Genomic DNA, 11,926 nt, shown 5'->3' on the forward strand with positions numbered 1-11,926 from the left:
TCGAGGGGTCGCAGATGTGACTCCTCGCGAGTCGAGGGGTCACGGATGGACTCGCCCGCCGAGAGGTCGCAGATGTGACTCCTTGAGGATCGAGAGGGCTCATGTGCGACTCCTCGCGGCACCGGGGGTGACCATCTGTCCACCGTTCCGTGCGGGAACCGGTGATCCGGGCCTCCCGTCCGTACTCTTGGGACATGGACGGGATCGACGGACGCGTGCGCAACGCCGTCGACGTGTGGCTCCGCTGGCTGCCCAGGTGGCAGATCGGGTCGGCGCGCCCGCGGACCCGGATTTGCCGGAAATGCACCGGGTCGCCGATCGCGACCGCAGCGGGCTTCGGGCCCGACGTCCCGCACACCGTCCAGCACGCGCTCATCGGCCGGGTGTCGACCATCGTCGAGAGTGCCGTCGACGAGTACACCGCGAAGAACCTGCCGCTGCTCGGCCGTGAACTCGACCGGATGGCGGCGCGCAAACGGCACGCCGGGTACCAGCCGGACGCCGATCTGTCCCCGGAGTTCGCCGGGCTCGACGTCGACCCCGAGCCGCAGCCCGGCGAGCCGTTCCTGTTCACCCTGGCCGAGCTCGCGGGCACCGGCGCCGCGGCCGACCAGGCTCCGCGAGAGCCGCTCTCGGACGAGGCGAAGGCCGCCCTGCGGCACGAGATCGCCCTGTCCGACGAGTGTGCGCGGTCGACGGGGACCGCGGTGTGCCTCGCGCTCGTGGAGCACCGCGAGCGGATCGCCGAGGCCGTCGAGCGGCTCGTCGAACCGCAGATCATGGCACTCGTGTCGGACATGTTCGCCGGGTTCGGCGGCCCCGACGAGCGTCCGCGCGACGGGCTGTTCTGAGCACCAGCTGCCCTGAGCGCCTCCTTCTCTGCGGCTGCTGGTCGGCGCCTGCGACAATGGGGTCGTGAGCACCTCGACCACCGCCCCTCGGTTCCCCGCCTGGCTCGCAGCCGTCATCGACGTCGTCCTGCTCGTCGTCTTCGCGCTCATCGGCCGCCTCTCCCACGAAGAGGGCCTCACCGCGTGGACGCTCTGGGTCACGGCGTACCCGTTCCTCGCCGGTTGGGCGATCGCGTGGGTGACCACCGGTGCGTGGTCCCGTCCCCTCGCGCTCTGGCCGACCGGCGGTGTCGCGTGGATCCTGACGGTGTTCGTCGGGATGGTCATCCGCGTCGCGAGTGGTCAGGGCGTCGAGGACGGCAACCCGCTCCCGCTCTCGTTCCTCATCGTCGCGACGATCGTCACCGGGGTGTTCCTGCTCGGGTGGCGCCTGGTCGCGCGGCTGGTCACCAACCGCGTGGCGCGGCGCCGCGCAGTGACCGTCTGACCGCAGCGGTTCACCTGCTGTTGGGGTGTCGTTCGTCTCGGGGTGGAACGATCGTTCCGTGAGCACGATCGACCTCGGCGAGTCCGCGGCACCCGTCGTCGGAGTGGACGACCACCCCGCGGCGTCCACGGACTCCGCGGCGTCCACTGGCTCCGCGGCATCCACTGGCTCCGCGGCGTCCACTGGCTCCGCGGCGTCAGCGGATGATGCGGGGTCGGTACCGACACGCCGGGTCGTCGCACACCGTGGCGCACCCCGTGTCCGCCGCGAGAACACCCTGCCGTCGGTCGCTGCCGCCGCTGCCGTGGGGGCGGACGCGATCGAGGTCGACGTCCGACGGACCTCGGACGGGGTCGCCGTCCTGCTCCACGACGAGACCCTGGCGAGGCTCTGGGGAGATGCCCGCCCGGTCGCCGACGTGCCGTGGTGTGAGGTCGCGCGCCTCGGCAACGGTCTCGATCGCATCCCGCGGCTCGACGCGGTGCTCGATCGTCTCGGCGGCACGGGGACGGTGCTCGTGATCGACCTGGCGGACCCTGAGGACGCTGTGACCGCCGCGACGACGGTCCTCGGCGCACCCACCGCCCCCCTCGTCGAGTGGTGCGGAGCACCCGCCGCGATGGACGTGGTCCGCACGGTGCTCCCCGATGCGGTCGTCTGGCTCGCGTGGGAGTCGCTCGCCGCACCGACGGCCGCCGACCTCGTCCCACTCCGGCCCGCCGTCCTGAACCTCGACGTTGCGTTCCTCACGCCGGCGACGGTGCGGGCGGCGCACCGTCTCGGACTCCTCGTGTCCTGCTGGACCGTCGACGACGCGGACCTCGCCGTGTGGGCCGAGCGGACCGGAGCGGACTCGATCACCACCGACGACGTCCCCCTCGTGCAGGCGTCGCTCGAGACGGCCGCGTCGCGGGGGTGGCCGTCCCTCGACACGGTGCCGAGCGAGGCCGAGGTCGCGGTGCGTGCCGAGGTGCTCGTGCACCGCGTCGCGAACGAGGTGATCGCGTTCACCCGCGAGCACCCGGTCACGGCGGTCACGACGAAGACGCATCCGGCCGACCTGGTCACCGACGTCGACCGGCTCGTCGAGCAACACGTCCGGGGGCGGGTCAGGGCGGCGTTCCCGACGCACGGGTTCTCCGGCGAGGAGTACGGGGACGCGCCCGGGGACGCCTTCCGCTGGTACCTCGACCCGGTCGACGGCACGACGAACCTCGCGAACGGCCTGCCGTGGACGAGCATGTCGATCTGTCTGACCCGGAACGGACGCCCCGTGGTGGGTGCCGTCGCCGATCCGTGGCGCGGCGAGGTGCTCGAGGCGAGACACGGGCACGGCGCCAGGAACCGGGGGCGTGCGCTCCGGCTCCGCTCGGACGAGACGTCCGGCCGGGTGTCACTCGCGGGGAACGTCGTCGGCACCGAGCTCGACGGGCATCGGCCCTGGCCGGGCTTCGCCGCGTTCCTCGACGCGCTCGCCGATCGATCGTGCACCCTCCGCGTGATGGGGTCCGGGACGTTGACGCTCGCGCAGGTCGCCGCGGGGAGGGGTGCCGGCGCCTGCGTGTCCGCGTTCGACCCGATCGACCACGCGGCCGCACTCCTGCTGGTGCACGAGGCCGGCGGTGTCGTGCTCGACCCGTCCGGTCCGGTCCGGGGGTTCCCCGCCGTCGGTCAGCCCGTCCTCGTCGCCCACCCCGACGTGGCCGGTGAGCTGCACGCGATCTGGACGGCTGCGCTGGGCTCCTGAGCCCTCCGACGTGGCCACCCCCGGGTCCAGCCGGCTCGCAGCGGGGACGGGCGGATTCTGAGCGGGCGCACAGCGAGCGTCGCCCGCTGCTCCGTACGCTGAGTGCTCCACCCGAAGGAGACAGCGCATGGGATTCCTCGACCGACTGCTCGGCCGCGACGACCGCCACCAGCCGACCGGCCAGCCGCAGTACGGGCAGCAGCCGTACGGCCAGCCGCCGCGTGAGCAGGGCTTCCAGTACGGGCAGCAGTCGTACCAGGGCGGCCCCGGCCAGGCGAACGGCGGCGCACAGCAAGGCGCACAGCAACCAGCGGACCCGCGTTCCGATGACGAGCGCGCGGTCGAGCGGTATCGCTACCTGCTCCGCACGGCACCGCCAGAGCGCATCGAGGAGGTCCACACCGAGGCGTTCGAGCGACTCACGCCGGAGCAGCGGCGGATGGTGTTCGACGAGCTCTCCAAAAACGCTCCGGCCGGCGACGCTCCCCGCGGCGACGACGCTCGTTCGCTGGCACAGGCCGCGACGCGCTCCGAGCTCCGGCAGCCCGGGACCATGGAGCGCTCGCTCGGCGGGTTCACCGGTGGCCGCGGCGGGTTCGGCGGCGGCGGGTTCGGCGGCGGCATGGCCGGGCAGCGGCAGGGGCCGGGCTTCGGGAGCATGATCGGCGCCTCGATCCTCGGGTCGGTCGCGGGGTACGTCATCGGCTCCACACTGATGAGTGCGTTCCTGCCGGATCCCGGCGCGTTCGACGGCGGGACCGACGCATCCGGTGCCGAGTCGGACGCGGGGGGTGCGGACGGCGACGCTTCGGGGGATACTTCCGGGAACGACGCCGGTGCATCCGACGCCGGTGCCTCGGACGGCGGCGGGTTCGACGACGCAGGATGGTCGGACGGCGGCGGCTGGGGCGACGACGGCGGGTTCGACCAGGACCTCGGTGGCGGGTTCGACATCTGAGCCCACGGCGCCCCCGGGTCCCACTCCCGATGCGCCCTCGGGAGTGCCCACCATCTGACACGTTGCGTGGTCTGACGAGGGAGTTGCCATGTCGATCATCGAAGCCGAGGGTCTGACGAAGACCTACCGGTCGAAGTCCGGGCCGGTGCACGCCCTCGCGGGGCTCGACCTCGACGTCCCCGAGGGTAGCGTCATGGCCCTCCTCGGCCCGAACGGCGCCGGCAAGACCACCACCGTCAAGGTCCTCACCACGCTGATCCGGCCGGACTCCGGACGTGCGACCATCGCCGGCGTCGACGTCGTCGCCGACCCGCAGGCCACCCGTCGAGCGATCGGTGTGTCAGGCCAGTACGCGGCCGTCGACGAGAACCTGACGGGCTTCGAGAACCTCGAGATGATCGGTCGCCTGTACCACCTCGGCCGGTCCGCATCACGCGCCCGGGCACGCGAGCTCATCGACGTGTTCGACCTCGCCGAGGCGGGGGACCGCCCGGTGAAGGGGTTCTCCGGGGGCATGCGCCGGCGGATCGACCTCGCCGGAGCACTCGTCATGAACCCGCGGGTGCTGTTCCTCGACGAGCCGACCACCGGCCTCGATCCCCGCAGCCGCCTGGCGCTCTGGGGCATCATCGAGCGGCTCGTGGCGGACGGAGCCACGGTGCTCCTCACCACCCAGTACCTCGAGGAGGCGGACCGGCTCGCCGACGACATCGCCGTGATCGACGACGGGACCGTGATCGCCCGGGGCACCTCGGACGAGCTGAAGGCGCAGGTCGGTGGACACCGCGTGGTGGTCACGGTCGTGGACGCCACCGACGCGGTCAGGGTCGTCGGGGTGCTCGAACGGACCGGCACCGGTGCGGTGGAGAGCTCGGGGGACGGCAGGACCCACTCCATCGCGGTGACGAACGGTCCGGCGGCGCTGCAGCGGATCCTCGGCGAGCTGGGCGACATCGGGATCGAGCTCCACGACGCCGGTATGCGCCGTCCGACACTCGACGACGTCTTCCTCCGGCTCACCGGCCACGCGGCGACCGAGGACGAGCAGCCCGACCCGTCGGCGGGGTCCGACCGGTCGGCGGGGTCCGACCGGTCGGCGGGGTCTGGCGCGCCGGGGCCCTCGGACCGCGCGGGTGCGGGCGGCTCGCGGATCGATCGACGCCGGCGTACCGAGGAGACGGTCCGATGAGCGCCGTCACCCGCACCCCGATCACCTCCCTGCCCGTGGTCGTCTCCGCGCCCGTGGCGGTGTGGTTCTCCGACGGCTGGACGGTCACCAAGCGCAACCTGATCAAGATCAAGCGGTCGCCGGACATGCTCGTGTTCGCGGTCCTGCAGCCGGTCATGTTCGTGCTGCTCTTCAGCCAGGTGTACGGCGGCGCGATCGCGGTGAAGGGAACCGACTACACCCAGTTCCTGATGGCGGGGATCTTCGCCCAGACGGTGGTCTTCGGTGCGACGTTCTCCGGCTCGGCGATGGCCCAGGACCTGAAGGAAGGCCTCATCGACCGGTTCCGCACGCTGCCGATGACGTCGTCCGCGGTGCTCATCGGTCGGACGAACAGCGACCTGGTGCTGAACACGATCTCGATGGTGATCATGATGCTCACCGGGCTGATCGTCGGATGGCGGGTCAACTCCTCGCCGCCGGAGTTCATCGCCGGGGTGGCACTGCTCCTGCTCTTCAGCTACTCCTTCAGCTGGGTGATGGCGCTCCTCGGCATGAGCGTCAAGACACCCGAGGTCATCAACAACGCGTCCTTCATGATCCTGTTCCCCCTGACGTTCATCTCGAACGCATTCGTCCCGAGCGACACGCTGCCGCTCGTGCTGCGGGTGTTCGCGGAGTGGAACCCGGTGTCGTCACTCGTGCAGGCCGCGCGGCAGCTCTTCGGCAACGTCGGCAGCGCACCCGTGCCCGACATCTGGACGATGCAGCACCCGGTGGTCACGGTGCTCGTCGGGATCGCGGTGATGCTCGCGGTGTTCGTCCCCTGGAGCGTCGACAAGTACACGCGGATCAGCGCGAAGTAGCGGCGGTCTCGGACGGGAGGCGCGGATCGCCTGGCCGGGACCCCGAACGTCGTGCGCGTGGCCGGCACCACGGCTCGGCCCGACCTGACCGGACACGCCCACCGGCGCGCCTGGCCCGGCGCGGCTCCGCCCGCTGGCGCGCCGGGCCCGGGGTGCCCGCGGGCGCGCAGGGCCAGGATGCTCGTCGGTGCGGTCAGTCCTTCGCGGTGATCTGGTCGCGCACCTTCCGGCGGAGCACCTTGCCGATCATCGACCGCGGCAGGTCCTCGACGACCACGATCCGCCGTGGCACCTTGTAGGCCGCGAGGTGCTCGCGGGCGTACGCGCGGAGCCCGTCCGCGTCGAAGTCGGCCGGGTTCGTCGGGACGACCGCGGCGACGACCTGCTCGTTCCCGTTCTGGGTGATGCCGACCACCGCGACCTCGCGCACACCGGGGAACGTCACCAGGGTGTCCTCGACCTCGGACGGAGAGACGTTGAAGCCCCCGGTGATGATGAGCTCCTTGAGCCGGTCGACGATGGAGACGTACCCGTCGTCGTCCATTGAGACGATGTCGCCGGTCCGGAACCACCCGTCGGCGAAGACCTCGTCCGACGCCTCGCGCCGACCCCAGTATCCGGAGAACACCTGCGGACCCTTGACGAGGAGCTCACCCGGGTCGCCGACCGGCACGTCCTTGGCGGGGTCGTCCGGATCGGCGATGCGGATCGACGTCGACGGGAGCGGCAGCCCGACGGCGCCGAGACGCCGGGCGTCGGACACCGGGTTCGCCATGATCACGGGCGAGGTCTCGGACAGCCCGTAGCCCTCCACCAGCCACCCGCCGGTGCGTGCCTCCCACGGCTCGATGATGTCCTTGCTGAGCGGCATGGCCCCCGAGATGCCGATCTCGATGCCCTTGAGCGAGACCCCCTTGGCGTCGGCGGCGTGCTGGAGCCTGGCGTAGATCGGCGGCACCGCGGGGAGGAACGTCGGCGGGTGCTTCTTCATCGCCGTGAGCACGAGCGCCGGATCGAACGCCGGGAAGAGCACGAGCCGCGCGGCCATGCTCATCGCGAAGGTGAGGCAGAGGGTCAGACCGTACGCGTGGAACATCGGCAGGATCGCGTACACCGTGCTGTCGCCGAGCGTGATCTGCGGGATCCAGACCCTCGCCTGCGCCGCGTTCGCGAGCAGGTTGCGGTGGCTGAGCACCGCGCCCTTCGGCGTCCCCGTCGTGCCGGACGTGTACTGGATGAGGGCGATGTCCTCTGTTGCAGGCCGCGGGTGGCGCCGTGCGATCCGGCGACTGTCGACCAGGGCCTCCCACCGGGTGGTGCCGCGGACCTTCGTGGTCAGCTTGTCGCGGGACTCCCTGGCCTTCTTGAGGGGGAGCGCGAGGGCGGCACGCGTGCTCCTCGGCATCGCCCGGGTCAGGTCCACGGAGACGATCGCGTCGAGCCGGACGTCGGATGGGAAGTCCTGGATCGCCGCGACGGCCTTGTCCCAGGCGATGGCGACCTTCGCCCCGTGGTCCTCGAACTGGTGCCGCAGCTCGCGAGGCGTGTAGAGCGGGTTGTGTTCGACGACGATCGCACCGAGCCGGAGGACCGCGTAGAACGCCACGACGTGCTGCGGGCAGTTCGGGAGGACGATCGCCACGCGGTCACCCGCCACCACGCCGAGCTTCTTCAGGCCCTGCGCCGCCCGCTCGATCTGCTGTTGCAGGTCGGCGTACGAGGTGGTCTGGCCGAAGAACTCGAGCGCGACCTTCCGGGGGAAGCGTCTGGCGGACTCCTCGACGAGGTCGAGCAGCGACCCGGTCGGCTCGTCGATGTCGTGCGGGACTCCTGGCGCGTAGCTGGCCAGCCATGGCCGCGGCGTGTCGTTGCTCACGCGGACCACGATAGAGGTCGAGACCGGAGTGCGCTGGGAGGCCACCGAGCGCTATTCCAGGCGGGCTCTCCACTCCGCGGCGCAGAATGCGGTCATGGTTTCCCTGGCCACTGCCATGCGCGACCGGCTGAACGTCACATTCACCGGCAGCTCCACCGTCCGCCCAACGTGGATCGACGACCTCGAACGCGGCTCCGACGCCGGGTTCTTCGGGCCCGGTTCGGCCACCTGGGCCGTGCACGGCGGGATGTCCACCATCGTCGCCGGTATCCGGGCGCTCCTCGTCCAGGCACTGCACCCGGGGGCGCTCGCCGGTGTGTACGACCACTCCCGCTACCGCGAGGATCCGTTCGGCCGACTCGCAGGCACCATTCGGTGGATCTACACCGTGACGCACGGCGACACGGCGACGGCGACCGCCGGGAGCGAGTGGGTGCTCCGGCTGCACGAGCGCGTCCGTGGCGAGTTCGTCGACGGGCACGGCGTGCAGCGGCCGTACACCGCGAACGACCCCGACCTCCTCCGGTGGGTGCACCTGGCGTTCGCCGACGGGTTCCTGCGGACGGCGGAGCTCTGGGGCGAGCCGATCCCCGGCGGCGCCGACGCGTACGTGCGGGAGTGGTCGACCGCCGGGCGACTCATGCACGTCGATGCTCCACCGGAGTCGGACGCTGCGCTCCGGGCGGACCTCGACGGGTACCTCGACCGGGGCGAGCTCGCCGTCTCGGCCCGAACGCGCGAGGTCGTCTCGTTCATCAAGAACCCGCCACTGGCACGGCTCCTGCGCCCCGGGTACCGGGTGCTCTTCGACGGCGCGGTCGCGTCACTCGACCCGAGGCACCGCAAGTTGCTCGGACTGCCCGTCCCCGGCATCGGTCCCGTCCCGGCGCCCGCGATCGCATCGACGCGCCTGGTGCTCGACGGCATCGGGAGGGTCCTCGGCGAGCGTTCCGGGACCGAGCGTTCGGCGCTCGTCCGGATCGAGCGGCTCCGCGCCGAGCAGCGCGCAGCCTGAGACCGGCCGCCGAGCCCTGGACGAACGCGAGCAGACAGCCGACCCCGAGCGGCCAGCCGACCCCGAGCGGCCAGCCGACCGCGAGCAGTCAGCCGACCGCGATCGGTCAGCCGACCGTGATCGGACAGGAGTCGCCGCCCCGCGCGGGTCGCGGCGACGACTCCCGCAGACCGACGACAGCGCGTCCGTCCACGCGTGCGGCGCTCAGAAGCCGGACGGGGTCCTCGGCGTGTAGGGCGCCTCGAGCTGCGCGACCTCGTCGTCCGTGAGCTCGAGGTCGCTCGCCGCGACGGCGTCGTCGATGTGCTGCTCCTTCGTCGCGCCGACGATCGGTGCCGTGACGGCGGACCTGCCCGCCACCCACGCCAGTGCGACCTGCGCCATCGGCACCCCACGGGCGTCGGCGACCGCTGCGACCGCGTCGACGATCGCGCGGTTGGCGTCCTCGTCCTGGCGGTAGAGGGTCTTGCCGAACTCGTCGGTGCCCTCGCGCTTGGTGCCGGACTCGCCCCACGGCCGCGTCACCTTGCCGCGCGCGAGCGGGCTCCACGGGATCACACCGACCCCGGTGGCGGCACAGAACGGGTGCATCTCCCGCTCCTCTTCGCGCTCGAGGAGGTTGTACTGGTCCTGCATCGCCACGAACTTCGTCCAGCCGTGCAGCTCGGCAGTGTGCTGCATCCGGGCGAACTGCCACGCCCACATGCTCGAGGCGCCGATGTACCGCGCCTTGCCCGCCTTGACCACGTCGTGCAGCGCCTCCATGGTCTCCTCGATCGGCGTGACCGGGTCGAAACGGTGGATCTGGTAGAGGTCGACGTAGTCGGTGCCGAGTCGTCGGAGCGAGGCATCGATCTCGTGCATGATCGACACCCGGCTGAGTCCGGCCCCGTTGCGGCCCTCGCGCATCCGGTTGAACACCTTCGTCGCGATGACGACGTCCTCGCGCGGGGCGAGCTCCTTGAGGAGCGTTCCGGTGATCTCCTCGCTCGACCCGGCGGAGTACACGTTCGCGGTGTCGAAGGTGGTGATCCCGGCCTCGTAGGCGCGGCGCACGAACGGCCGGGCGTCGTCGATGCCGACGCTCCACTCGTGGGAGCCCTTGTCCGGCTCCCCGTAGCTCATCATCCCGAGGACGACGGCGCTGATCTCGAGGCCGGTGGTGCCGAGTCGTGTGGTCTTCATGCGGAGGTCCGTTCGTCGCGGCCGGTGACCGCCAGCAGCCGCGTCTGCAGCGTGGCGTGGTCATCGACCTGGATGGGTGCGTCGTAGAGGCCACTCGCGGCCAATGAGTCGATCTGTGGCTCGAACACCGTCCAGACCGCTTCGACGAGTCCGTCGTCGAGGTGTTCGTCCGCGCCGGTCGCGCGCGCGAGGTCCCACGAGTGGATGGCGATGTCGGAGGTCTGTTCCCGCAGGTACTCGCCGGCGGAGACGGTGTCGGTCTGCAGGTGGACGTCCGTGTCCAGGGACGCCGACGACCACGCGGCGCTCGCTGCGGCCGAGAACCGCTGCCACGCCGCGACGAGGTCGTCCCCGATCGGCTCGAGGTCGGCCTCGGCCTGCTCGTACGCGCACCCGCTGAGCAGCAGGGGGATCCAGCGCTGCTCGTCGATGACGTGGGTCACGAGGTCCCTCGTCGTCCACTCGGTGTCGGGCGTCGGTGCGTCCCAGTCGGTGACCGCGGTGAGGCGGCGACCGAACTCGGCGGCGGCACGCGCCTGCAGGTCGATCCAGTCGTGGGCCAAGGTCGTGCTCCTGTCGTACGGGTGGTGCCGGCGAGCGCCGATGCACCGGGCGCGGCTGCGCCGGTGCGCGTCCTGGTGAACGCAGGCCGAGGGTGTCGTGTTCCCGGACTGCTCGGCCGGGAGGATCGCCAGCGGTGCAACGGTACGCCGCACGGTGAGCGCGTGGTCGGGTCGCGCCTCCCGTCTGTGGACGGATGTTGCGGACCGCGCGCTGTGCAGGACGAGCGCCCGGAACGACGGAACCCCGGCGCCCACCGGGCACCGGGGTTCGTCGGGGCAGCGATGCCGCCCGGACAGCGAGACCTACGCCTTCGGGGCGAACTGCAGGTCGAGCGTGATGGTGACGTCGTTGCCGAGCGTCAGGCCGCCTGCCTCGGTCGCGGCGTTCCAGGTCACGCCGAACTCGGTGCGGTCGATCTTGGTGGTCGCCTCGACGCCGAGCTTGGTCTGGCCGTAGCCGTCGGTGGTGATGCCGCCGAACTCGGTCGTGAGGGTGACGGGCTTGGTGACGCCCTTGAGCGTGAGGTCACCGTCGACGAGGAGGTCGTCACCGTCCTCGCGGATGCTCTTCGAGGTGAACGTGATCTCCGGGAACTCGTCGGCGGAGAAGAAGTCGCTGGTGCGGAGGTGGCCGTCGCGCTGCTCCTGGCCGGTGTTGACGCTCGTGATCTCGATCGTCGCGGTGATCTTGGTGTCGAGGGGGTTCTCGCTGGTCTCGAGCGTGGCGTCGAACTTCTCGAACTTGCCCTTGACCTTGCTGATGGCGAGGTGACGGACGCTGAAGGCGACCTCGGAGTGCGTGGGGTCGAGCACCCAGGTGCCTGCGACGTAGCCCGGGATGGTGGAAGCGGTGATGGCCATGAGTTCTCCTCGTGGTGATGGTCTGGGACGTGGTCTGCCGGATGGCTCGATCATGCAAGCGCATCGATCTGTGAGTGTATTCCATCATCGGACAAAAAAGTTAGAGCGACAACCATTTGTTCATCCGGGCCTGCGGGCTGCCGCGCGCCCCGGCTGCCGCGTGTGAACGCCGGGTGACGTGACTCTGGCAATGGGCTGAGGGTGTGTGTACCCCTGCAAACGACTTCCGCGATGCCCCCGAATGAGTGACATGACCCGGCGTGTGCCCCCCGAACGGGTGCGCCCAGTCCGGGGCATCATGAATGTGTCTCGTCTTCCCAGAGCACATCGCCGCAGCACGACACCCCGC

The 11,926-nt window shown here is 71.0% G+C and carries 11 protein-coding genes; 7 read left to right on the forward strand and 4 right to left on the reverse strand.

What is annotated here, in order from left to right; all coding sequences use genetic code 11:
• The first annotated feature begins 194 nt into the window (after positions 1 to 194).
• The 6 genes from ASF23_RS10155 (at position 195) to ASF23_RS10180 (ending at position 6,077) form a co-directional block, all read left to right on the forward strand.
• Entirely contained in the window at positions 195 to 851 is a 657-nt protein-coding gene (locus tag ASF23_RS10155; RefSeq protein WP_055952578.1) for a hypothetical protein, read from the forward strand.
• Between the two features lie 64 nt (positions 852 to 915).
• Entirely contained in the window at positions 916 to 1,338 is a 423-nt protein-coding gene (locus ASF23_RS10160) for a DUF3054 domain-containing protein (protein WP_055952581.1), read from the forward strand.
• A 58-nt stretch (positions 1,339 to 1,396) separates the two neighbouring features.
• Complete coding sequence (locus ASF23_RS10165; protein ID WP_162236748.1) at positions 1,397 to 3,085, forward strand: inositol monophosphatase family protein; 1,689 nt, start codon at positions 1,397 to 1,399, stop codon at positions 3,083 to 3,085.
• Between the two features lie 127 nt (positions 3,086 to 3,212).
• Positions 3,213 to 4,043 carry a hypothetical protein gene (locus tag ASF23_RS10170; protein WP_055952587.1) on the forward strand — a complete coding sequence of 277 codons (831 nt, stop codon included), beginning with the start codon at positions 3,213 to 3,215 and terminating at the stop codon, positions 4,041 to 4,043.
• An 88-nt stretch (positions 4,044 to 4,131) separates the two neighbouring features.
• Positions 4,132 to 5,232 (forward strand): ATP-binding cassette domain-containing protein, encoded by a 1,101-nt coding sequence (locus ASF23_RS10175; protein WP_082474013.1) that lies wholly within the window; start codon positions 4,132 to 4,134, stop codon positions 5,230 to 5,232.
• Positions 5,229 to 6,077, forward strand: a complete 849-nt coding sequence (locus tag ASF23_RS10180) for an ABC transporter permease (RefSeq protein WP_055952590.1) — start codon at positions 5,229 to 5,231, stop codon at positions 6,075 to 6,077. The genes ASF23_RS10175 and ASF23_RS10180 overlap by 4 nt, the downstream gene beginning before the upstream one ends.
• Positions 6,078 to 6,270: 193 nt before the next feature.
• Here ASF23_RS10180 and ASF23_RS10185 read toward each other — a convergent pair whose 3' ends face one another.
• Complete coding sequence (locus ASF23_RS10185) at positions 6,271 to 7,953, reverse strand: long-chain-fatty-acid--CoA ligase (protein ID WP_055953254.1); 1,683 nt, start codon at positions 7,951 to 7,953, stop codon at positions 6,271 to 6,273.
• 94 nt (positions 7,954 to 8,047) lie between these two features.
• Here ASF23_RS10185 and ASF23_RS10190 point away from each other — a divergent pair, with 94 nt between their 5' ends.
• Positions 8,048 to 8,968 carry an oxygenase MpaB family protein gene (locus ASF23_RS10190; RefSeq protein WP_055952593.1) on the forward strand — a complete coding sequence of 307 codons (921 nt, stop codon included), beginning with the start codon at positions 8,048 to 8,050 and terminating at the stop codon, positions 8,966 to 8,968.
• Positions 8,969 to 9,172: 204 nt separating this feature from the next.
• On the opposite strand, the gene ASF23_RS10195 is transcribed toward ASF23_RS10190, so the two are convergent.
• The 3 genes from ASF23_RS10195 to ASF23_RS10205 form a co-directional block, all read right to left on the reverse strand.
• Complete coding sequence (locus ASF23_RS10195; RefSeq protein ID WP_055952595.1) at positions 9,173 to 10,153, reverse strand: aldo/keto reductase; 981 nt, start codon at positions 10,151 to 10,153, stop codon at positions 9,173 to 9,175.
• Positions 10,150 to 10,716, reverse strand: a complete 567-nt coding sequence (locus ASF23_RS10200; RefSeq protein WP_055953257.1) for a TIGR03086 family metal-binding protein — start codon at positions 10,714 to 10,716, stop codon at positions 10,150 to 10,152. The genes ASF23_RS10195 and ASF23_RS10200 overlap by 4 nt, the downstream gene beginning before the upstream one ends.
• A gap of 303 nt (positions 10,717 to 11,019) precedes the next feature.
• The gene (locus ASF23_RS10205) at positions 11,020 to 11,577 is read right to left on the reverse strand and encodes a YceI family protein (protein WP_055952598.1); all 558 of its coding nucleotides are present in this window, start codon (positions 11,575 to 11,577) and stop codon (positions 11,020 to 11,022) included.
• Between the last annotated feature and the right edge of the window lie 349 nt (positions 11,578 to 11,926).

Source organism: Curtobacterium sp. Leaf261 (genome assembly GCF_001422205.1).
Classification (GTDB): domain Bacteria; phylum Actinomycetota; class Actinomycetes; order Actinomycetales; family Microbacteriaceae; genus Curtobacterium.